An 18901-nucleotide genomic window follows, 5' to 3' on the forward strand; every position below is an offset into this window, starting at 1 on the left:
ACCGCGAAAATGCGCGACCAACAACCGCATCCGCATATGTCATCCGCCGCGCCCGGGCACGACGGCGAGCCGGAGCGAGCCCAAGCTGGGGGTCACCCGCATGCCACGGCGACGCGACTGACGCTCGTGACCGCCACTGAGGAACGGGACCCGGTGTGCGGGATGACGGTCAAGCCCAATACGCCGTACCAGTCAAGCTACGCGGGAACCCGATACAGCTTCTGTGGCGCAGCATGCCAGCGGAAGTTCGAGGCGGACCCCACGCGGTACACGCATCCTCATGCCACCTCCGCTGTAGACACTGCCAACGCGGCGCCGGACACCGTCTATACCTGCCCCATGCACCCCGAGATCCGCCAGGATCATCCCGGGAGTTGCCCGAAGTGCGGCATGGCGCTTGAGCCGGCGATGCCGAGTCTTGAGGCGGATGAGAATCCCGAACTCGCGGCGTTCCGCCGGCGCTTCTGGTGGAGCTTGCCGCTGACGATCGCTGTCGTAGCGCTGGTAATGCTGGGGGGGCGTGTCAAGGGAGTGGCTCCGGCGGCGCAAGGCTGGGTAGAGCTTGCCTTGTCCGCGCCCGTGGTCTTGTGGGCCGGCTTCCCCATCTATGCCCGATGCCTGCAGTCGTTCCGCAACCGCAGCCCGAACATGTGGACGCTGATTGGCCTGGGCACCGGCGCGGCCTTCATATACAGCGTTGCGGCCACTGTTGCGCCCGAGCTGTTTCCCCGCAGCTTTGTAGTGCATGGCCGCATTGCGGTCTACTTCGAAGCCGCTGCCGTCATCATTTCACTGACGCTGCTCGGCCAGATTTTCGAATTGAAGGCACGTTCGCAGACTTCGGCCGCCATCAAGTCGCTGCTTGGCCTGGCACCCAAAACGGCACGTCGCATCAAGCCGGATGGCAGCGAGGAGGATATTCCGCTCACGCACGTGCATGTCGGCGACTTGCTTCGAATTCGACCGGGCGAGAAGGTGCCAACCGATGGCGTCGTGACCGAGGGAGCAAGCGCCATCAACGAATCGATGATCACCGGTGAGCCATTGCCCGTTTCCAAGCGCCCTGGCGACCACGTGATCGGCGCCACGCTCAATACGTCGGGTAGCCTGGTAATGCGCTCGGAAAAAGTCGGTGCCCAAACGGTGCTTTCGCAGATCGTGCAGATGGTGGCCCAGGCCCAGCGCTCGAAGGCGCCCATGCAGCGCATGGCGGACCAGGTGGCCGGCGTGTTCGTGCTGGTGGTGGTGGCGATCGCCGTGCTTGCTTTCTTCGGTTGGGGATTGTTCGGTCCCGAGCCGAGCTGGGTCTTTGGGCTGGTCAATGCGGTGGCCGTGCTGATCATCGCCTGTCCATGCGCGCTGGGGCTGGCCACGCCGATGTCGATCATGGTGGCGAGCGGCAAGGCGGCGACCCAGGGCATCTTGTTTCGGGATGCGGCGGCCATCGAGCATTTCCGCAAGGTCGACACTCTGATCGTCGACAAGACTGGCACACTGACCGAAGGCCGTCCGGTCTTCGAGCGGGCGTTGGCTGTCGATTCGTTGGATGAAGCCGCGGTGCTGCGCCTGGCGGCGAGTCTCGATCAGGGCAGCGAACACCCGCTGGCAGCCACAATCGTTGCGGCGGCCCGTGACCGTGGCCTGGCGTTAGGGAAGGCTGAGCAGTTCGCATCGGACGCGGGCATGGGTGTGCGGGGCCGGGTTGACGGGCACCAACTGATACTCGGCAATGCCGCCCTGATGCGGCAGGAACAAGTCCCCATTGAATCACAGGCGTTGCGGGCAAATGTGCTGGGGCAGTACGGCGCCAGTGTCATGTACTTGGCCATTGACTGGAAATTGGCGGGGCTGCTGTTGGTCTCGGACCCGGTCAAGGCCAGCACCCCCGAAGCGCTTGCGGCACTCAAAGCGGCCGGGATTCGCGTGGTGATGGCCAGCGGCGACAGCATCGCGACAGCGCGAGCCGTGGCCGGCCCGCTTGGCATTGACGAGGTTCACGGCGAGGTCAAACCGGCTGACAAGCTGGCGCTGGTCGCAAAACTCCAGAGCGAAGGCCACGTGGTGGCAATGGCTGGCGACGGCATCAACGACGCGCCGGCACTGGCCAAAGCCGACGTCGGCATCGCCATGGGGACTGGAACCGATGTGGCGATGCATAGCGCCCAGGTCACGCTGGTCAAGGGCGACCTGCGCGGCCTTGCACGTGCGCGGGAACTGTCGCAAACCACGATTGCCAATATGAAACAGAACCTCGGATTTGCCTTCGTCTACAACGCGCTGGGCATCCCGCTGGCCGCGGGCGTGCTTTACCCGTTCACCGGGTGGCTGCTGTCGCCGATGATCGCGGCATTGGCCATGAGCCTGAGTTCGGTATCGGTGATTTCCAATGCGCTGCGGTTGAGAGCGCAGGTGCCTTAAGCGCCGTATTTGGGATGAAGATCATGTCCACCGCCTACCGTCCCCCATTCGCGCCCGGCTTGTGGTCAAGTTTTAGCAGGCCTAGACTGAACGCACTTGTTTGCAGGGATACATGAAGCATCACCATCACCCCTTCGCTCGGTTGCTTGCGTTCGCGTTGCTCGCGACGGTGCTGTTCACGCGCGTGGCGATTGCAGGATACGTTTGCCCGCCCGAGGCAGGGGCCATGATGGACGCCTCGACGATGGCGGTTGCCTCGAATTGCCAGGACATGGACGAAGCGCAGCCCGCGCTTTGCGCGGACCATCGGCACGATGGCCGCCATTGGGCGGATGCCAACGGCCATGCTCCCGATCTCGGCATGTTGCCCGCCGCAAGCGGGCTCGTGCACATTCTTCCTCCGACGCTTTACGCCGGACCAGCTTACCTGAAGGCCTCTCGGCCCGCTGCAGTACCTGGGCCCATCTACCTCGCAACCGCGCGCTTGCGAATCTGATCACTCCCCATACGCGGCAATCCATCGCCGCGAGCACTGATTTCAATCGCTCCCCCGGCAGGATGTCTGCGGACTCTGCCTGGAATGAGCCCGAAAGAAACCTTGTGTGGGGAATACCATCATGCACTCCGTTCTCAGAGTCGCCGTACTTGTTTTGTTCGGTGTCGCCGCTAGCGCCGCCTTCGCGGGTCCCAACTGGGATGTCATCAACAGTGCGCGCGCGGCAGCAAAGCATTCCGCCGCCGCTTCCGGCGCCGCATCGAGCAAAGAGGCGATACAGAAGCAGTGCGCTGAAATGATGAAATCGACGGATGCCCGCCCGGCAGACGGCGGCAGCCCGAAGGGCTTACCCGAAGCGAAATGAGCGTGTGTGCCGCGGCCGATGATCGAAGCGCCCGCGTCAGCGTGATGCGGGTGCTGAGAGACCAGTCGCCAGGTCGATGACACACGAAATCAGGTGAGCGCTATCCAACTCAATCGAATATGGAGATTGACATGAAGACGCAATCAGTCGTGGCCGCTGCGCTAGCGCTTGCCCTGCTTGGGGCTGGTGGCTGGAGCATGGCAGCCAGCCCCAGCCGCGGCTCTGACGGCACCAAGCCGGGTTCGCAAGACCCCATGCACTCCATGATGATGGACCACATGATGGGCGGCGGAGGCGGGATGATGGGCGGTTGTCCGATGATGGGGCAGCTGCCGCCCGGCAACGAGAAGCTCTCGATGCAGATGCATGGAGAAATGATGCAGGCGATGGGGGAAATCCTGCGTAAGTACGCGGACAAGATCCAAACCTCGCCGACCAAATAAGGATGCCGCGCCATATCGCAAGCAGCCGCATCCCGTGAAAGGAGTAGCGCTATGAAATGCAATACGAGAACCATGGTCACCATGGGTGTTGCCCTGGTGGCGATCCTGGCGATCGCCTACGCCATCTTCCCGCCAGTCCGCGCGTTCGTACTGGGTATCGGACCTTTCCTGCTGATCCTGATCTGTCCGCTATCGATGTGGCTGATGATGAAGGGGATGAATGATCAGGGGGGGCAACACCGTCCGACGCCAGAACAGACGCCAGAGCGGAAAGAGCCGTTTCGGATCGAAAAGTGAATCGTCAGTGAGGCCGCGCGCGTATCGCAAAGGCGGGTTCCAGCACGAGCCGGACAAGGGCCATAGGCCGGCACGGTGCGTGAATGATCAACGCGAGAGTGAGACGGTTTCCGGAGATGCGGGGCAAATCCAATCCCGTCGTCGGCGGGAGGTGTGCCATGGACATTATGAGCAGTTTCAGTGCGCACTACGGCCACTGGAACCTTGTCGCGATTTTGGTTGGGGTGGTGTCGTGGATCTTGTATCGGTACGTGGCGCCGCGAGGTTGGCGCGAATGGACTGGGGCTGGTCTCGTGCAGGCATTTGTGATCGCGCTGTATGCGGAAATGTACGGCTTCCCGCTCACGATCTATCTCCTGACGGGCTTCCTTGGAATCGACATACCGCTGACCGCCTACAGTGGGCATCTGTGGGCAACGCTGCTCGGTTATGGCATGGCAGGCGCAATGGTCGAGATGGTGATCGCTACTGTCTTCATCCTCCCGGGCCTCGTGTTGTTGATTTGGGGGTGGAGCACAGTCTATCGGGCAAGCCGCACCGGGCGCATCGCCCAAGAGGGGCCTTATGGATTCGTCCGTCACCCGCAGTACCTCGGCATCATGCTGGCAGTCTTCGGTCAGGTGGTGCACTGGCCCACTCTGATCACCGTGGTGCTGTTGCCAGTCATTGTGTTTGCATATGTCAGGCTGGCGCGCAAGGAAGAGCAAGACATGGTCGGCCGTTTTGGAGCCGCTTACGAAGCGTATCGGCGCAGGGTGCCTATGTTCTTACCGGGCCGCAGTCAATGGAAACAGCTATTCAGCACGCGCGTGGGCTCATGATTTCTCGCCTCACTGCCCTGGCTGCCGCGGTCGTACCTTGGTGATCGAGGAGAGTGTTATGAGTACCAAATGGATCATCGCCATCATTCCCACTGAACTGCTTGAGTCACTAGAGAGACAGCTTGCGACCGTCCACGCTCCTGGCCTGACGATCACAAAGGTCAAGGGGTACGGCGAGTACAAGAATTTCTTTTCCAGCGATCTGACTACCGTGCACACCAAGGTTGAAATCTTCGCGGATGAGGCCGAGGTCCAGGCCATCACCAACGCGATCGTTGAAGTCGGTAAATCGACGGTGCCGGGCGCCGGCATCGTGGCGGTTGTTCCCGTCGAGGCGTTCTTGCATCTTCACGTTCCCGCTGGGGAGTCAGCTGGCGCGGCGGAATGATCCCATCGTAGACGGCACGGGCTCGCGTGCCCGTGTGGCAGGCGAGGTATGAGGGCACCCCCAAGAGGCATAGCGCGATCGCACGGCGTGGTCGGTCATTGAGGTCAGGGAGCGATGTATGGGATGGAGCGTGGCAGCGACGCGCACGGGCGATGGCGGGCGAATACGACGCCTCGCCCCGGCGCAGCTCGTTTGGCTGCTGCTCGCTTTCACGTGGCTCTGCATCGCAGGCGCCGCTGGCGTTGCTCACGCTGCGGGCGAGCAGGATCTCCTGCCGCCGGAGCAGGCTTTCCGCTTTTCGGCGCGGCAACTCGACGACCGCTCCATCGAGGTGCACTTCGACATCGCCGACGGCTATCACCTCTACCGTGAGCGATTCGCGTTCGCAGCGCAGCCGGCAGGGGTCAAGCTCGGTGCGCCCGAGTTTCCGCCCGGGCAGGTCAAGTTCGACGAAGCACTCGGCAAGCAGATGGAGACCTATCATGCCGGCGTCACCATTCGCGTGCCGGTGGCGGTCGCGCCGGCAGACGGCGAATGGTCGCTGACGGTGACGTCACAAGGCTGTGCCGACAAAGGAATCTGCTATCCGCCGATGAAGAATGTGTACAAGGTCGGCGGTGGCCTGCTCGGTGGCCTATTCGATAAGCATCGGAGCAGCACACCAATGACGTCGCTCGTGCCGCCGGCGACGCCGACTTTGCCCAGTTTTGGGGAGGGGCAAACTCGGCTTGCTGTTCCATCAGCCGCGCCAAGGAAGGACAACGGCGACCGCATTGCCCGCGTGCTGGCCAGCCAACAGCTTGGGAAGATTGCCACGGTCTTCCTCGGTTTCGGCCTGCTGCTGACGCTCACGCCAAGCGTGCTGGCGATGGCGCCGATCCTGTCGTCTATCGTCGTCGGCGAGCACGTGACGCGCGGTCGCGCCTTGCTGGTCTCGTCAGCCTACGTGCTCGGAACGGCGGTGGCTCATGCCGGTATCGGCATGGCTGCAGGATTGCTCGGCGAGCGATTCTCGGCGGGACCGTGGGCGCTGGGAGTTTTTGCCGCGCTGGCGGTGGCCCTGGCGCTGTCGATGTTCGGGCTCTGTGAACTGGGGTGGCAACCCCCTATGGCGGCGTCCGCGAACCGGTGGTCGGGCGGACGGATTGCCATTGCCGCAGCATCGGGGGTGGTTGCAGCATTGGTCGTCGTTCGCAGCGTGCCTGCGCCGCTGGCGGGCGCGCTGGCCTACGCCGAGCAAACCGGTGATGCCGTTGGCGCTGGCGGCGCACTATTCGCTATGGCGATCGGTATGGGAGTGCCGCTGGTGCTGGTCGGCGTCGCTACCGGCTATCTCGTGCCGCACGCTGGGCACTGGCTGAAGGTGACGAAGCGCTTCCTGGGTTTCCTGTTGCTCGGCGAGGCGATCTGGGCTGTCAGCCCGCTTTTGCCACCCTGGGTATTGATGGCAGCATGGGCCATGCTGCTGCTGATTGCCGCCGCCTTCCTGGGTGCCTTTGATTCGCTTGGTCCCGAGCCTCGCAGCTTGGCCCGGTTGGGCAAAGGCATGGGCGTGGTGGCCGCGCTGGCAGGGGCGATCCTGCTGGTCGGTCTCGCGTCAGGTGGACGAGATCTGCTCCAGCCGCTGTCGCACCTGCGGGATCGCCAGGTGGCGCCTGCCTCCACGGCTGGCCCGGCGCTGGTGCGCTTCGAGCGCATCCGTTCTGTGGTCGAACTCGACGCGCGCCTGGTGCAGGCCGCCGCGGCCGGCAAGCCGGTGCTACTGGATTTCTATGCCGATTGGTGCGTCAGTTGCAAGGAGATGGAACGCTTGACCTTTAGCGATCCGAGAGTCCAGGCACGGCTGGCTGGTGTTGTACTGCTGCAGGCGGACGTGACCCGCAATACTGAGGAAGACCGCGCCCTGCTCAAACGCTTCGGCCTGTTCGGCCCACCCGGGATCATCTTGTACGGTGTCGACGGACGTGAGAGCCCGGTGCGGGTGATCGGCTTCCAGTCCGCAGGCCTTTTCCTCGACAGTCTCTCGACGGCGTGGAACGACAGCGGGAAGCGTTGAGGACTGCCCGATTCCCCATCCGCAGCTATACAACGGCATTGCCACCGCATTCCGGATGCAGCGGGTTGGGTGGCCAGTTCTTTTATGGGCACCGCCTTTGAATGAAGGCCGAGATTTCCTCAGGGCGTGCGAACACCACGGCGGCGCGGTCGCCCTGCATGCCTGTGTCGATCAGCACGGGTTGGCCGGCAGCCGGGCCCGCAGCGCTGCCATCCGTTTTGAATCGCAGGTTGAACTCCCAAAAGGCATGGGTCTTCCGGTCGGCGGTGGTCAGACGATAGGTATCGCCACAGTAGCGGATTGAGGTAACCCGCGACGCCGCATCGAGTTCCTTCAAGTTCGGTAGGCCATGATCGGGCACCTTCACGCGCCCCGTGGAAACTGCCTCAAGGTAGGCGACCAGATCGGCTCGCGTATGTGCATCGGCAACACCAGGAAAGGTCATCGTATTGCCTGGCACCATGGCCGCCGGATTCTTGAGCCATGCATCGAGGTTCCGTTTGTCCCAGACCAGACCTGATTGCTTGACGGCGTCAGAGTAGCGTGCAAAGCCGTTGGCTGTGCCTGCTTTGCGTCCCAAAACGCCCGCCAAGCTCGGGCCCGTTAAGTGGCGACCCGGTGCAAATGAATGGCACGCCATGCAAGTGCGGGCGGCTTGTGCACCACGCGCGGGGTCACCCTCTGCACGAGCCGGCGCGCCAAAGGCAAGTGAGGCCAAAGCGATCCCGATCGCATGAAGAGCAGGTCGTTGAATCATTGGGCCGCAGGCGCGAGCGCCACAACACCCGCTCCAAAGTGTCTTGCACCAGATCGTCCGCCCAGGTCCGGTCGCCGGTCTGCGCACGAGCATTGCACTGCAAATGCGGCAACCAGATGAGCAAGTCGGGGCTGGAAACACATATCCGACTGCCCTGTCGAGGCGGAGCGGTTCGCTCCGCGTCTTATACCGGCTTCCATGCGCCCCTCAAACGCGCTAGTCAAGGCCTGGCCACGTGCCACGCGCCGATGACGCCGTCGCCGGTGGTGTCGCCCGGCTTCTGGTCCTTGCTCCAGCGGTACAGCGGGTGGCCCTTGTAGGCCCACTGGCGCTTGCCGTCATCACGGGTGATGAAACTCCAGTCGCCGCTCGCCTTGTCATATGAATCGGCCAGCGCGGGTGGCCAGTTGGTCGCACACGTCCCGCTGCACGCGCTTTTGCCAACCGTAGTGTCTTTGTCGAAAACATACAGCGTCATCTTGTGCTCATCGACCAGCTTGCCTTGCATAACCTCGGGCGGCTCGGCAAGCGCCGGAAACGATGCGACCGCGCCCAGCGCCAACATCATCAGGGTACGCGACATAGTGTGCTCCTTGCGTTGTTGATCAATATCTACGCTAGCGTCGGGACGGCAAGCTGCTACCAACGACCTGGGAATCCCGGTTGTGTGAGATGAGTATAGGTGGTGAAAACCGCACGGCAATTGATGCTGTAGCACGCCGCGGTGTCGACGAAGAGGCGAAGCATGGATTTTACGGTGGAGCGCTTTGTGACGCCGATCCATCAGATGCCGACGAGGCCAGTTAGAGGGTTGGCCGGGAAATCAACGGCGCCGGGCGCCGGGATTGTGGCGGTCATTCCGGTTGAACGTTTTCTGCACCTGCACGTTTCAGCCGAAACAAAGGACCAGTGAACGCGCCCGGCAAAGACGGACGTCACGAGTGCACCTGCGAGATTGAGGTGCTACGCTCCTGGACAACGCGAGCGTGCTCGACGACCCTGACTGGGAGAGGGCCGCCGCGAACATGCGATAAGAAAAGAACCCCAAAAGGGGTTCTCCAAGCCACCGGGGAAGTGCAATTCCAGGCGATCTTTATTGATGGCCGCCGTCCGTGTACGGATCGCGTTTACCCATCGAATTCGCGCCATCGGTGTAGACATCGCGAGTTCCGCCCCTGCCATCAGTGTAGGGGTCGCGCGCTCCAACGGATTGAGCACCATCGGTATAGACGTCGCGCGGTCCAGGGCCGCCGGCCGCGCCGGCTACGTTCATGCTCAGCGTCAGCAATGCGGCTGCCACTAGGGCGGACTGTTTGAGGTAGTTCATCGCGTTCTCTCCTGCTTGAAGTTGAAACAAGGTCTTACTCTGCGTATGCAGTGTAGAGACTCGCGAATAACAGAAACGTGACCCTCGTATTACAAGTTCGTCAGGCCGATGCGCGATCGTGTGAGGTACCTCCATGCATCGATGGTGCGGTGTCTGAAAGGCCACAAACTCCCGTACCTGTCCGAATGGTAATCGGACCGCCATGTGTCGGTAATGTGCGCCGGCCCGAAAGGGTTCCCAAGCTAAGCGAGCGCATCGGCCACCTCGACCCGATGGGGTAAGCGAATGGAGAACCGGGTGCGCCCGTTAATACGTGACACGGTGATGGCGCCGCTGTGTGCCACGACGATCGCCTTGGTGATAGCCAATCCGAGGCCAGCGCTTTCTGACTCAGGCCGCGCGCGTGACTTGTCCACTCGGAAGAAGCGCTCAAAGATGAACGGCAGCAAATGCGGTGCGATTTCGTCGCCGTCGTTGTCCACTGAAATCATCATGCCCTCGCGGTCATCGCTGACCGAGACGACCACGTGACCACGTCGCGGGGTATGGCGGATGGCGTTGGACAGCAAATTGCTCAGCGCGCGGCGCAGCATGAGTCGGTCGCCCGTGACGTGACCATCCCCGCGCAATTCGAGCTGGACAACCTTGTCTTCGGCGAGCGCGTCATAGAACTCGAATAACGCGCGGATTTCGTCAGCGATATGAATGTCCTCGGCGCTCGGTAGTGTCAGGCTATGCTCCATCTTCGCGAGATAGAGCATGTCGGACACCATGCGCGCCAGGCGTTGCAGTTCCTCCGCGTTGGAGGTCAGCACGTCGCGATACTTGGTGCCCTCGCGCGGCTGGGACAGCACGACCTCAGTCTGCGTGAGCAAGTTGGTGATGGGCGTACGCAGTTCGTGCGCGATGTCGGTCGAGAAGTCCGACAGGCGGTGGAAATCGTTCTGGAGCCGCTCCAGCATGGCGTTCAGGGTGGCGGCAAGGTCCGCCATTTCTACTGGCACGGTTTCAACGGGCATGCGTTCGTCGAGCTTGTCGGCCGTCACCGTGCGCGCACGCGAGGCCATGGTGCGCAGCGGCGCCAGACCCCGGCGTGCGGCCCACCATCCGAACAGGCCCGTGGCCAAAGCTGCGACGGCGATGTAGAAGGCCAGCGTACCCCGGAACGTATGCAGGAAGTGGGCATGGATGTCCGTGTTGATGCCCAGCAGGATATCGAGGGCATCGGACGAACCATCGCGCAGCGGGATTGCCGCGTGCATGCCCCGGTACTGTTGGCCGCCTTGTTCCCAGACGAGGGCGTCGCTGTTGCGCCGTTGCTGTGCCAATGCTTGCATCGCAGTCTGAAAGTCGAAATCTTTGGACGCGTACAGAATTTGCTGGTCCGGACCCTGGATGCGCACAACGAGATCAGAGCGGTGCTGCAGCGCTTCGCGGATTCGCTCCGGCACCTGCTGGGCGGGGCTCGATTCGACGATTTTCTGGATGACACTGACGTTCTCACGCAGCGCGGTGTAATCCTCAACCGCGAAGTGCCGGTCCATCGCGAGTGCAATCACGACACCCAGGCCCAGCAAGACGGCTGCCGAGCACAGCGAGAAATACGCGGTCAGCCGCGTCGTGAGGGAGAACCGTCCCATCAAGCCGCTTCCTCTGGGGCTTCGAGCACATAACCCATGCCGCGCACCGTTTGGATCAGCTTCGGCTCGAAGTGGTCGTCGATCTTGGCGCGCAGGCGGCGGATGGCGACATCGATCACGTTGGTATCGCTGTCGAAGTTCATGTCCCAGACCTGGGAGGCGATCAGCGAGCGTGGCAGGACCTCACCACGGCGCCGGACCAACAACTCCAGCAGGGAGAACTCCTTGCTCGTCAGCGGGATTTTCTGGCCACCGCGTGATGCGCGGCGGCGGGCCAGATCCAGCACCAGGTCGGCCACCTGGATGCGGTCGGCCGAGACGGCCCCGATTCCACGGCGCAGCAGCGTGCGGACCCGCGCGAGCAGCTCGGCAAACGCGAACGGCTTCACCAGATAGTCGTCGGCACCCAGTTCGAGGCCTTTGACGCGGTCTGCCACGCTGTCGCGTGCGGTCAGGAATAGCACCGGCACTGCCTGTTCCGCGGCTCGCAACGATTGGACGATCTGCCAGCCGTCCACGTCAGGCAGCATCACATCCAGCACCAGCAAGTCGTAGTCACTCGTCATGGCCAGATGCCGGCCGTCGGTACCGTTGCGGGCCAGATCCACCACGAAGCCGGCTTCAGTCAGGCCTTGCTGCAGGTACTCTCCGGTTTTGGGTTCATCCTCGACGACCAACAGCTTCATATTGCGCCTGAATCACTTTCTATGGCTTGTATGGGCTGTAGAGTACCGCGCTGTGGGCCGCATCACACCAAGATGACTGATTTGTAATGTTTCGGTCAGGTCGGGGTAGCCTGGCACTGGGTAGCCTGCACGCAGCTTTCTGAGTCGGACACTACGTAAGGAAAACTCGATCATGCGCAGCAATCGTGCATCCGGCCTCGTACTACCAAATCTGCCGCGGCGGCGGTTCGTGCAAGGTTTGGCCGCCGGCGGGGTCATTGCCGGCCTGGGGCTGGGTGGTTTCACTTCGGCAGCATCTGCCGCGTCCACCGCGCTGGGGACGGCTCCGGTGTTGCGCGGCACCGAATTCGATCTGGTGATCGACGAGACACCGGTCAACTTCACCGGCAAGCCGGCCATGGCGACGACCATCAACGGCATGCTGCCCGGGCCTACGCTCCGCTGGCGCGAGGGTGATACGGTCACTCTGCGTGTCACCAACCGCTTGCGAGAGCCGACCTCGATCCACTGGCACGGCATCATCCTGCCATTCCAGATGGACGGCGTGCCCGGCATCAGCTTCCACGGCATCCCGCCTGGCGAAACGTTCACCTATCGCTTCAAGGTTCAGCAAAGCGGCAGCTATTGGTACCACTCGCACTCTGGCTTCCAGGAGATGACGGGGGTGTATGGCGGTCTCATCATCGACGCCGCAAACGGAGACCCGATCCGTGCCGATCGCGATTACACCGTCTTGCTGTCGGACTGGACCGATGAAGACCCCATGCGGGTTCTGTCCAAGCTCAAAACGCAGAGCGACACCTACAACTACCACCAGCCCACGGTGGTGGACTTCTTCCGCGACGTCTCCAACGATGGCTGGAAGGCGGCCATGGACAAGCGGAGCATGTGGAACCAGATGCGCATGAACCCGACGGATCTGGCCGATCTCTCCGCTGCAACGCTCACCTACCTGACCAACGGCGTCACACCTGCCGGCAACTGGACGGGCCTTTTCTCGCCGGGCGAGACGGTGCGGCTGCGTTTCATCAATGGGTCGGGCAACACCTTCTACGACGTCCGCATCCCCGGGCTGAAACTCAAGGTGGTGCAGGTCGACGGGCAGAACATTGAGCCGGTCACCGTTGACGAGTTTCGCTTCGGCCCCGGCGAGACGTGCGATGTGCTCGTTTCACCCAAGGACGACGCCTATACGATCTTCTCGCAGTCGATGGACCGCACCGGCTATGCCCGTGGGACGCTTGCGGTTCGCCAAGGTTTGAAGGCGGAGGTGCCGGCGCTCGACAAGGTGGAATGGCTGTCCATGGCCGACATGATGGGGGATATGGGTGGGATGGGCGGAATGTCCGGCATGGATCACGGTGACATGCAGATGATGGGCGATGGCGGCATGACCATGATGGACTCCGGTGGCATGACGATGATGGACTCCGGTGGCATGACGATGATGGACCATAGCCAGCATGTGGAATCCGGTGGACCGCCGGACAGCCTGAAGGTGCCAAGCAAGAAGGCGCGGCATGCGCGCACGGAATATGGTCCGAGCACCGATATGCACGTCGACATGGCGCGCACCAACCTGGACGATCCCGGCATTGGGTTGCGCAACAACGGGCGGCGTGTCCTGGTGCTGGCCGACATGCACACGATCGGCGGTCCGATGGACAAGCGCGGTCCGCGGCGCGAGGTGGAACTGCATCTCACCGGCAACATGGAGCGCTACACGTGGTCGATCGACGGTGTGGAGTTCGGCAAGTCGACGCCGGTGCATTTCCAATATGGCGAAAGGCTGCGGGTCATTCTCCACAACGACACGATGATGACCCACCCGATGCACTTGCACGGCATGTGGAGCGAGCTGGAGGCGCCGGATGGCACCTTCCTCGCACGCAGGCACACCCTGCCTGTGCAGCCCGCGCAGCGCATCAGCTTTCTTGTCACGGCGGATGCGCTGGGCCGCTGGGCGTGGCACTGCCACCTGATGTTGCACATGGACGCGGGCATGTTCCGCGAAGTGGTGGTGGCCTGATGCTCGACTTTCACAGCGGATCGATCATGCGCAAGCACGCAAGGACACTATTGACGGTGGCGCTGGCTGTCGCCGGCATTGGCGTCGCCTCGGCCCAGGACATCCAACTGATGAATGGGGAGACTGCTCCAGCGTCCCAGTCCGAGCATCAGGGCATGGGCAATTCAATGCAGGGAATGGACCACAGCGCGATGCAGGGAATGGACCATGGCTCGATGCAAGGCATGGACCACGGTTCCATGCAAGGGATGGACCATGGCAGCATGAACATGCAGGGCGGTTCCGCACCTCCCGACGCGCGCGACCCTGACGCCTATTCGGGCGGATACCAGCTCGGCACCGGCAAATACGCGCTGGGCGACCCCCGCCACATGATGATGATGGCGGATGAGCACAACTTTGGCTCCGTGCTGGTCGACCGGTTGGAGTGGGTGCACGGCAGCGACGCCAATGCAACGGCCTACGAGCTGCAGGCCCGGTTCGGCAGCGTGTACAACAAAGCTGTCCTCAAAGCCGAGGGCGACGTATCGAAGGGACGCTTTGAAGAGGCGCGCACCGAGTTGCTATGGAGCCATGCGGTGTCGACGTTCTGGGATACGCAACTGGGGATTCGGAACGACACAGGCTTTGGCCGGCCGGCGCGCAACTGGGTGGCGTTCGGCGTGCAAGGTCTGGCTCCGTACTGGTTTGATCTCGAAGCAACGGCGTATGTGGGCAACAGTGGGCGTACCGCATTGCGCCTGTCCAGCGAATATGAACTGCTGCTGACCCAGCGGCTGATTCTGCAGCCGCGCGTTGAAGCCAACTTCTACGGCAAGCGCGATCCGGACCTTGCCATCGGCAGTGGGCTTTCCAACGCGACGGCCGGCTTGCGGCTGCGCTATGAGTTCAGCCGCCAGTTTGCTCCCTATATCGGCGTCGAACGCAGCCAGTCATTTGGCGGGACGGCCAACATGATCGAAGCAGCGGGCGGGCGCCGTGGCGAGACCCGCTTTGTTGCGGGTGTGCGCCTCTGGTTCTAGTTTTCTCAACCCTAACCTCACGGGTATTCCTATGTTCACGTCTCGTTTTGCTACCAAGGCCATCATTGGCACGTCCCTGGCGCTCCTGGCTTCGGCAGCGTTCGCGCATCCCAAGCTTTTGTCTTCGACGCCCGCTGATCAGGCGGAAGTGACCGCGCCGGCGAAGGTCGAGCTGAAGTTCTCGGAGACCCTCACGACCCAATTCTCGGGGGCCAACCTCGTTATGACGGAGATGCCCGGCATGTCGGGACACAACCCGATGAAGGTTGCTGCAAAAGTCTCCGCCGGCGACGACGCCAAGACGATGATCATTACGCCCGCACAACCGTTGACGACCGGGACGTACAAGGTGGAGTGGCGCGCGGTCTCGTCGGATACCCACCCGATGACGGGAAACTTCTCGTTCAAGGTGAAGTAAAACCATGGCGGACGATTGGCTCAATATCGCCCTGCGCTTTGGGTTGTACCTGGACCTGACGATCCTGTTCGGGGTCTCGCTGTTCGGAGTCCAGGCGTTGCGGCCCGATCACCGGGCCTCGGCGATTGCGCGCCGATACGTCCGAGCCATCGGAGTCACTGCCGCTTTGGGCATCGTGCTGTCGCTCTGGAGCTTCGTTGTGATGGCCAAGGCGATGACGGGGGCCACCGACTACGCTGAACTGACCAGCCATGTCTTTGGCATGCTGCTGACCAGCACCGCGGTTGGCCTAGCCTGGATGGTACGTTTGGCGGCCCTGGCCGGATGCTTGGTCGCCGTTGCGCGTTTGCGGAAGCACCCAGCGCCTAACTTCGGCGTGTGTGCCGGGCTGGGTGCGGTGGCTTTGGTAACGGTCACTTGGGCCGGGCATGGGGCGATGGACGACGGTGCGAGGGGATACCTTCATCTCGTATTCGATATCGCCCACGTTTTGGCCGCTGGCGCCTGGGTCGGAGCATTGGCAGCGTTTGTGCTGCTGGCATCAACAAGGCAAGGGGCCTCTTCGGAAGCGGTGGAAATCCTTAGCCACACATCAAATGGCTTCGCGCGTCTTGGGACGCTGATCGTTGCCACGCTGCTGGCGACCGGGACGTTCAACTATCTTTTGATCGTCGGGCCGACGATTAACGGGCTGTTCTCCACGCTTTACGGGCGCTTGTTGTTGATCAAGCTGGCTCTGTTCGCGCTGATGCTCGGACTGGCCGCGGCCAATCGTTATCGGTTGAGCCCGCGGCTTGAGGCGGCGGTTCGGGCCGCAGACCACGCCAGTGCGGTGATGGCGCTGCGCCGCAGTCTGGTCACGGAAGCCAGCCTTGCCGTACTGATTTTGGCCTTGGTCGCCTGGCTTGGCGTGCTTTCGCCGCCTGGAACCTGATACTGATTACCTGTTCGCAGGAGGAACGACGATGATGAAATCGCAGATCGCCACGCCAGTGTCCGCGATAAGACGGTTCATGGTTGCGGGTCTAGTACTGCTGCCGGCCATGGCTCTGGGGCAAAAGGTCGGAGCGAAACCCGTGATTCAGGTATGGAAGACGCCCAATTGCGGCTGCTGCAAAGACTGGCTCACGCACCTGCAAGACAACGGTTTCGACGTCGTGACGCACGATGTCGAAGACACGGTTGAAGCCAGGAAGAAGGCGCGGATTCCTGAGCGCTACGCTTCTTGCCATACCGGCATCGTGCAGGGGTATGCCATGGAAGGGCACGTTCCGGCGCGCGAGATCAAGCGGCTGCTGCGCGAACGGCCAAAAGCGGTTGGACTTGCGGTGCCGAGTATGCCACTGGGCGCGCCAGGCATGAACGGTCCCGCTTACGGCGGCCGCCGCATGCCTTACAACGTGCTGCTCATTGGCGCCGACGGTCAATCGACCGTGTATCAGGCCTACAACTGATTCGCACGAGTACCGCAAAAGGCCCGCGATGAACGGTCCGTTGATGATCTCCATGCGCGTGGCGAGGGACGGCCACCCGTGAAAGGGATGTCTCCCGTCGATCTTCCGGCAAGCATTCACACGGACGGGACGCCGGTTCTCATCTTTTGGATCGTCATCATGCCGAGGTTCGCATGGTATCTGCGCCGAAGGTATGGTCGAAGACGGCGCTTGGGGGAGCGCCGAACCTTGCTCGCCCGCCACCCGGCCAAATCACCTCGATGCCGTTGACCCTCTCCAGCAACAGGAAATTATCGTGCAGGCCTTCAAGAAACTTCGTATTCCGCGTGTGCGCCGCTCACTGGCGTGGCAGGCTGGTGGATTGGCAACTTTGGGCGCGCTGGCAGCGTTGACCGTCCAAGCGGTTTGGCAGAGAGGTTATGCGCCGGCTGCACAGACGCCGTTTATCACCTGGAATTTCGCCTGGTCTTTAGTTTTGGCGCTGATTGTGGGTCTGGGCGTCCACTATCTAGTCCTTCGCGGCATGCTGCCAATGCGGCGTCTTGTTGCCAAGGGCCACCGCGTTGGCATAGCCGATTTGCCACCACAGAAATGCGTACCGACTGACTTCATACCGTGGGTCGATGCCTTGTGTGCCGTCTTGGCGCGGCACGAAAAGGCTCTGGAGCTTGCACGGTCCATTTACGCAGACCTCAATCACGACCTGCGCACACCGCTGCACAATCTCACCGTGCAGACGGAAGTGACGTTGATGGCTCATCGCAGCGTCGAAGAATACGAGGTGCTGTTGCGCTCCAACCTGGAAGAATTCATGCGACTTGCGACTGTCGCCGACAGGACGCTGCGAGCGCTACGCGAGCTTGCCTCGCAGCCTGACCCATCGTGATGGCGCCAGCGGCAACGGCATGAGCGCGCGACTACGGTCGAGCTCACATGACGAGATTGTAATGACATCGTCATGAGTGTGTAGGTGGTGTCTCCGTAGACTGCTCACACGGTCAACCACGGTGGTTGACCACTGACACGGAGAACAAAGCCATGAAGACCACTTCCCAGATTGCGATTGCCGGCATCCTGCTGTTTGTGTCGGCGATGCCCGCGCTTGCTGCCGGCAGCAACGCTCTGCTCAACTCGGTTCTGGAAAACGCTCGTACCCAAGGCCCGCGCGACCCGTACACCGACGGTGGCCGTATCCAGTCGCGCGATCCTTACACCGACGGCCAGAGCATCACGCAGCGCGACGTCTATACCGACGGTGCAAGCTCGGCACAACGCGACGTCTACACCAGCGGCCTGTAATTCAGCCCTTGGAAGGATGTCTGCCGAAGTCCGAGACTATGTGGTTCCTCGATAGTGGCGCGCCATATCGGGTAGTCATTTGTCCTCGATGGTATCGCTCCAAAACATCCCGGATGTGAACGCATGAGTTTGCTCAAGCGATTGTTAGGTGGCCACCACGGTGGCCATCGCCTGGACGGCGGTCACCATGGCAGACGTCATGGCGACGCCCGCGAACGCGCCCAGGCGTCGATCCCCTCGAATCCTGGGCTTACTTGTCTCGGGTGTGGCTCGATTGCATCGCAGCGGGCGCGGTTTTGTCCGCAGTGCGAAAAATCACTTACCGGGGTGGTGTGTGGTCAATGCGGGAGCACGGCCCAGCCGGGCGCGAAATTTTGTGCCGAATGCGGCACCGCGCTGTAGCGCCGACCTCGTCGTGCACTGCGCGGCTCTCTCCGACAAGCAGGCCTTTTGGTCTCGGTCGTAGCCGCCGGATTCGCTCCCGGATGCAGTCTTGTGTTGGGCGCGCGCGCCGCTAGACCTCGCCCTGTCATCATCCGTATCCCGCTCTTCGAGTAAACTGACGCGCAAATTCGTAAAGCGGTGCCATTTGCGCGCGCCAGCCAACACTTCTTCAGCCATTCATGCGGCGGTTCTGCTTGATCCTGCTTTTGTTGATCCTGCCATTCCAGTTCAACTGGGCGGTAGCGGCCGCCTATTGCCAGCATGAAGAGGCCAGCCAATCCAAGTGGCATTTCGGCCACCACGAGCACCACCATCAATCCAGCACAAAAGCGGGGCATGACAAGAAGGCCGTGATCGATACGGACTGCGGCGTATGTCATCTGGTCTCCGCCGCAATGGCCTGCGGTCAGCCACTTCGCCTCGACACGGTCGATCGCGCCCAGACGCCGCCCGTTTCACATGCGTTGAAATTGACCTCATCTAGCACCCGCGCACCGGATCGCCCCCAATGGCGCCGTCTCACATAGACGGCGAGACCCACT

At 62.1% G+C, this 18901-nt stretch carries 23 protein-coding genes and 1 pseudogene; 18 read left to right on the top strand and 6 right to left on the bottom strand.

The window, feature by feature from the left end; genetic code table 11:
• Window positions 1–9: 9 nt before the first annotated feature.
• From TK49_RS01065 to dsbD, 8 genes are all read left to right on the top strand, one after another.
• Complete coding sequence (locus tag TK49_RS01065) at window positions 10–2418, top strand: heavy metal translocating P-type ATPase (RefSeq protein WP_045220178.1); 2409 nt, start codon at window positions 10–12, stop codon at window positions 2416–2418.
• 112 nt (window positions 2419–2530) lie between these two features.
• Window positions 2531–2914, top strand: a complete 384-nt coding sequence (locus TK49_RS23710; protein WP_052698572.1) for a hypothetical protein — start codon at window positions 2531–2533, stop codon at window positions 2912–2914.
• 121 nt (window positions 2915–3035) lie between these two features.
• Window positions 3036–3278 carry a hypothetical protein gene (locus TK49_RS01075; protein ID WP_154205932.1) on the top strand — a complete coding sequence of 81 codons (243 nt, stop codon included), beginning with the start codon at window positions 3036–3038 and terminating at the stop codon, window positions 3276–3278.
• Window positions 3279–3409: 131 nt separating this feature from the next.
• Window positions 3410–3721 carry a hypothetical protein gene (locus TK49_RS01080; protein ID WP_045220523.1) on the top strand — a complete coding sequence of 104 codons (312 nt, stop codon included), beginning with the start codon at window positions 3410–3412 and terminating at the stop codon, window positions 3719–3721.
• Window positions 3722–3772: 51 nt separating this feature from the next.
• On the top strand, window positions 3773–4018 hold the full coding sequence (locus TK49_RS01085) for a DUF2933 domain-containing protein (protein WP_045220174.1): 246 nt from the start codon (window positions 3773–3775) through the stop codon (window positions 4016–4018).
• Between the two features lie 158 nt (window positions 4019–4176).
• A complete protein-coding gene (locus TK49_RS01090; RefSeq protein ID WP_045220521.1) occupies window positions 4177–4839 on the top strand; it encodes a methyltransferase family protein in 663 nt (220 codons plus the stop codon).
• 58 nt (window positions 4840–4897) lie between these two features.
• Window positions 4898–5227 (top strand): P-II family nitrogen regulator, encoded by a 330-nt coding sequence (locus tag TK49_RS01095; protein WP_045220170.1) that lies wholly within the window; start codon window positions 4898–4900, stop codon window positions 5225–5227.
• A gap of 118 nt (window positions 5228–5345) precedes the next feature.
• The gene (gene dsbD / locus TK49_RS01100) at window positions 5346–7283 is read left to right on the top strand and encodes a protein-disulfide reductase DsbD (RefSeq protein ID WP_045220169.1); all 1938 of its coding nucleotides are present in this window, start codon (window positions 5346–5348) and stop codon (window positions 7281–7283) included.
• An 82-nt stretch (window positions 7284–7365) separates the two neighbouring features.
• Here dsbD and TK49_RS01105 read toward each other — a convergent pair whose 3' ends face one another.
• The 3 genes and pseudogenes from TK49_RS01105 to TK49_RS01110 all read right to left on the bottom strand — a co-directional run bounded on the left by TK49_RS01105 (window position 7366) and on the right by TK49_RS01110 (window position 8623).
• Entirely contained in the window at window positions 7366–7863 is a 498-nt protein-coding gene (locus TK49_RS01105; RefSeq protein WP_376717870.1) for a c-type cytochrome, read from the bottom strand.
• A gap of 193 nt (window positions 7864–8056) precedes the next feature.
• Window positions 8057–8185: pseudogene (locus TK49_RS25185) on the bottom strand (hypothetical protein); the annotation flags it as partial.
• A 75-nt stretch (window positions 8186–8260) separates the two neighbouring features.
• Window positions 8261–8623, bottom strand: coding sequence for a COG4315 family predicted lipoprotein (locus tag TK49_RS01110; protein WP_045220165.1), 363 nt, complete (start codon window positions 8621–8623; stop codon window positions 8261–8263).
• A gap of 162 nt (window positions 8624–8785) precedes the next feature.
• Here TK49_RS01110 and TK49_RS24485 point away from each other — a divergent pair, with 162 nt between their 5' ends.
• Window positions 8786–8953 carry a hypothetical protein gene (locus TK49_RS24485; protein ID WP_154205931.1) on the top strand — a complete coding sequence of 56 codons (168 nt, stop codon included), beginning with the start codon at window positions 8786–8788 and terminating at the stop codon, window positions 8951–8953.
• Window positions 8954–9133: 180 nt separating this feature from the next.
• On the opposite strand, the gene TK49_RS01115 is transcribed toward TK49_RS24485, so the two are convergent.
• The 3 genes from TK49_RS01115 to TK49_RS01125 all read right to left on the bottom strand — a co-directional run bounded on the left by TK49_RS01115 (window position 9134) and on the right by TK49_RS01125 (window position 11693).
• Window positions 9134–9367, bottom strand: a complete 234-nt coding sequence (locus tag TK49_RS01115) for a hypothetical protein (protein WP_045220164.1) — start codon at window positions 9365–9367, stop codon at window positions 9134–9136.
• Window positions 9368–9609: 242 nt separating this feature from the next.
• Window positions 9610–11007: a heavy metal sensor histidine kinase gene (locus tag TK49_RS01120; protein WP_045220162.1), complete on the bottom strand. Its 1398-nt coding sequence runs from the start codon at window positions 11005–11007 to the stop codon at window positions 9610–9612.
• On the bottom strand, window positions 11007–11693 hold the full coding sequence (locus tag TK49_RS01125) for a heavy metal response regulator transcription factor (RefSeq protein WP_045220160.1): 687 nt from the start codon (window positions 11691–11693) through the stop codon (window positions 11007–11009). Before TK49_RS01125 ends, TK49_RS01120 begins: the two co-directional genes overlap by 1 nt.
• 172 nt (window positions 11694–11865) lie before the next feature.
• Between TK49_RS01125 and TK49_RS01130 the strand changes: the two genes are divergently transcribed.
• The 9 genes from TK49_RS01130 (at window position 11866) to czcI (ending at window position 18886) form a co-directional block, all read left to right on the top strand.
• Window positions 11866–13722: a copper resistance system multicopper oxidase gene (locus tag TK49_RS01130; protein ID WP_045220158.1), complete on the top strand. Its 1857-nt coding sequence runs from the start codon at window positions 11866–11868 to the stop codon at window positions 13720–13722.
• Window positions 13722–14744: a copper resistance protein B gene (locus tag TK49_RS01135; protein ID WP_045220156.1), complete on the top strand. Its 1023-nt coding sequence runs from the start codon at window positions 13722–13724 to the stop codon at window positions 14742–14744. Before TK49_RS01130 ends, TK49_RS01135 begins: the two co-directional genes overlap by 1 nt.
• Before the next feature lie 31 nt (window positions 14745–14775).
• Window positions 14776–15162: a copper homeostasis periplasmic binding protein CopC gene (gene copC, locus TK49_RS01140; RefSeq protein ID WP_045220154.1), complete on the top strand. Its 387-nt coding sequence runs from the start codon at window positions 14776–14778 to the stop codon at window positions 15160–15162.
• A gap of 4 nt (window positions 15163–15166) precedes the next feature.
• Window positions 15167–16096 carry a copper homeostasis membrane protein CopD gene (gene copD / locus TK49_RS01145; RefSeq protein WP_045220151.1) on the top strand — a complete coding sequence of 310 codons (930 nt, stop codon included), beginning with the start codon at window positions 15167–15169 and terminating at the stop codon, window positions 16094–16096.
• A 31-nt stretch (window positions 16097–16127) separates the two neighbouring features.
• Window positions 16128–16616: a DUF411 domain-containing protein gene (locus TK49_RS01150; protein ID WP_045220149.1), complete on the top strand. Its 489-nt coding sequence runs from the start codon at window positions 16128–16130 to the stop codon at window positions 16614–16616.
• A gap of 193 nt (window positions 16617–16809) precedes the next feature.
• Window positions 16810–17502 (top strand): sensor histidine kinase, encoded by a 693-nt coding sequence (locus tag TK49_RS24880; RefSeq protein ID WP_240479892.1) that lies wholly within the window; start codon window positions 16810–16812, stop codon window positions 17500–17502.
• Between the two features lie 152 nt (window positions 17503–17654).
• Window positions 17655–17915: a hypothetical protein gene (locus TK49_RS01160; protein ID WP_045220146.1), complete on the top strand. Its 261-nt coding sequence runs from the start codon at window positions 17655–17657 to the stop codon at window positions 17913–17915.
• 123 nt (window positions 17916–18038) lie between these two features.
• Window positions 18039–18317, top strand: coding sequence for a zinc ribbon domain-containing protein (locus tag TK49_RS23895; protein WP_082076267.1), 279 nt, complete (start codon window positions 18039–18041; stop codon window positions 18315–18317).
• Between the two features lie 221 nt (window positions 18318–18538).
• Window positions 18539–18886, top strand: coding sequence for a cation efflux protein, CzcI family (gene czcI / locus TK49_RS01165; RefSeq protein ID WP_009240712.1), 348 nt, complete (start codon window positions 18539–18541; stop codon window positions 18884–18886).
• The last annotated feature ends 15 nt before the right edge of the window (window positions 18887–18901 follow it).

It is taken from the genome of Ralstonia mannitolilytica (genome assembly GCF_000954135.1).
GTDB classification, from domain to species: Bacteria; Pseudomonadota; Gammaproteobacteria; order Burkholderiales; family Burkholderiaceae; genus Ralstonia; species Ralstonia mannitolilytica.

Coding starts and splice junctions, on each gene's coding strand:
- TK49_RS01065 (WP_045220178.1), top strand. CDS start 10: ATGCGCGACCAACAACCGCATCCGCATATGTCATCCGCCGCGCCCGGG.
- dsbD (WP_045220169.1), top strand. CDS start 5,346: ATGGGATGGAGCGTGGCAGCGACGCGCACGGGCGATGGCGGGCGAATA.
- TK49_RS01095 (WP_045220170.1), top strand. CDS start 4,898: ATGAGTACCAAATGGATCATCGCCATCATTCCCACTGAACTGCTTGAG.
- TK49_RS01110 (WP_045220165.1), bottom strand. CDS start 8,623: ATGTCGCGTACCCTGATGATGTTGGCGCTGGGCGCGGTCGCATCGTTT.
- copC (WP_045220154.1), top strand. CDS start 14,776: ATGTTCACGTCTCGTTTTGCTACCAAGGCCATCATTGGCACGTCCCTG.
- czcI (WP_009240712.1), top strand. CDS start 18,539: ATGCGGCGGTTCTGCTTGATCCTGCTTTTGTTGATCCTGCCATTCCAG.
- TK49_RS23710 (WP_052698572.1), top strand. CDS start 2,531: ATGAAGCATCACCATCACCCCTTCGCTCGGTTGCTTGCGTTCGCGTTG.
- copD (WP_045220151.1), top strand. CDS start 15,167: ATGGCGGACGATTGGCTCAATATCGCCCTGCGCTTTGGGTTGTACCTG.
- TK49_RS01135 (WP_045220156.1), top strand. CDS start 13,722: ATGCTCGACTTTCACAGCGGATCGATCATGCGCAAGCACGCAAGGACA.
- TK49_RS01150 (WP_045220149.1), top strand. CDS start 16,128: ATGATGAAATCGCAGATCGCCACGCCAGTGTCCGCGATAAGACGGTTC.
- TK49_RS01120 (WP_045220162.1), bottom strand. CDS start 11,007: ATGGGACGGTTCTCCCTCACGACGCGGCTGACCGCGTATTTCTCGCTG.
- TK49_RS24485 (WP_154205931.1), top strand. CDS start 8,786: ATGGATTTTACGGTGGAGCGCTTTGTGACGCCGATCCATCAGATGCCG.
- TK49_RS01085 (WP_045220174.1), top strand. CDS start 3,773: ATGAAATGCAATACGAGAACCATGGTCACCATGGGTGTTGCCCTGGTG.
- TK49_RS01160 (WP_045220146.1), top strand. CDS start 17,655: ATGAAGACCACTTCCCAGATTGCGATTGCCGGCATCCTGCTGTTTGTG.
- TK49_RS23895 (WP_082076267.1), top strand. CDS start 18,039: ATGAGTTTGCTCAAGCGATTGTTAGGTGGCCACCACGGTGGCCATCGC.
- TK49_RS24880 (WP_240479892.1), top strand. CDS start 16,810: ATGGTCGAAGACGGCGCTTGGGGGAGCGCCGAACCTTGCTCGCCCGCC.
- TK49_RS01090 (WP_045220521.1), top strand. CDS start 4,177: ATGGACATTATGAGCAGTTTCAGTGCGCACTACGGCCACTGGAACCTT.
- TK49_RS01125 (WP_045220160.1), bottom strand. CDS start 11,693: ATGAAGCTGTTGGTCGTCGAGGATGAACCCAAAACCGGAGAGTACCTG.
- TK49_RS01080 (WP_045220523.1), top strand. CDS start 3,410: ATGAAGACGCAATCAGTCGTGGCCGCTGCGCTAGCGCTTGCCCTGCTT.
- TK49_RS01130 (WP_045220158.1), top strand. CDS start 11,866: ATGCGCAGCAATCGTGCATCCGGCCTCGTACTACCAAATCTGCCGCGG.
- TK49_RS01115 (WP_045220164.1), bottom strand. CDS start 9,367: ATGAACTACCTCAAACAGTCCGCCCTAGTGGCAGCCGCATTGCTGACG.
- TK49_RS01075 (WP_154205932.1), top strand. CDS start 3,036: ATGCACTCCGTTCTCAGAGTCGCCGTACTTGTTTTGTTCGGTGTCGCC.